The sequence below is a fragment of the Endozoicomonas sp. SESOKO3 genome, assembly GCF_024606255.1.
Genome location: NZ_JAHHPR010000284.1, coordinates 1 through 1,066 on the forward strand (window position 1 = coordinate 1; position 1,066 = coordinate 1,066).

The 1,066-nt window shown below is 41.5% G+C and carries 1 protein-coding gene; it reads left to right on the forward strand.

The window, feature by feature from the left end; all coding sequences use genetic code 11:
* Positions 1-128 precede the first annotated feature (128 nt).
* The gene (locus tag KDK18_RS05245) at positions 129-1,010 is read left to right on the forward strand and encodes an SPRY domain-containing protein (protein ID WP_257253710.1); all 882 of its coding nucleotides are present in this window, start codon (positions 129-131) and stop codon (positions 1,008-1,010) included.
* The last annotated feature ends 56 nt before the right edge of the window (positions 1,011-1,066 follow it).

Consider the following 1,066-nt stretch of genomic DNA (forward strand, 5'->3'; position numbering starts at 1 on the left):
GATTTTTAATCGTTCAAACCCGGAAAGTTACCTATGGAGTGGTGAAGATCGGGTCAGAAAAAAGAACTTTTTTAATTTAAAGTTGTCGAAATAAATATAGATATTGAGTAATTAACAAGGATGTAATTATGAATCTGACAAGCCATATTTCACATTACCTGTCGTATTTATCAATACCTTCTCTAACTTCCTGCTTTTATAGTTACTGGGCAGGAAGGAAAGTCGACCAAATGGTCCGATTGCCTGAGTGTACCTATACATCTCTATCTTTAAAAGCCTTGGAAAGTGAGGATTATACTGCTCTCTCCGCACGCACCATTTGGGATAAAGCCAAAAGCAGCAGCAATATTAACATCTACGAAGATGACCCAACAAAATTAGAACGTAATAACCCCGGTAAAGGAATAGATACTGCCATGTCGGATACCGGCTTTTCAAAAGGCATTCATATTCTGGATATTGAATGGCCGACCGGAATGCGAGGTACTCATCCGGTGATTGGGGTCGCACTGGAAGGATCCCCTAATCAAGGAATAGGTTACAGAAATCTTCTTGGCGGCACAGAGTCATCATGGGGCTGGGATATAAAAAGCAAGGAACTGCTTCATAATGGTCAAATTATAGGCAATTACCCCGAAGATAAATCAAATGGATCATTTGATGTGCCCGAAAAGATAAGCTGTATAATTGATATGAATGCAGGAGTTATAGGCTTCAAAATCGGCGGGAAATATCTGGGAGACGCATTTTCGGGGCTAAAGCATAAAACTGTTTTCCTGGCTGTGTCCGTTGTTCGGACAAGCACAGCAATCTCTGTCAACTATATCAAAGGCTCTAATACCACTCTTTCGCTACAAGATCTGTCAAAGCTGGCAATAAGAAAGCGGGTTAAATTTGAAGAGCAAATTGCCCAACTTCCTACTGCTCCACCATTAAAGAGATTCATTGCCGATCAGGAAATGACCGACGCTGATGGCAACGATGATAATACTGACCAGGAAAATATATAACTTTGCTGGCTGCTTTAACGGGTGTCTCCATCTTCCCGGCTGCTTTCCAGCCATCC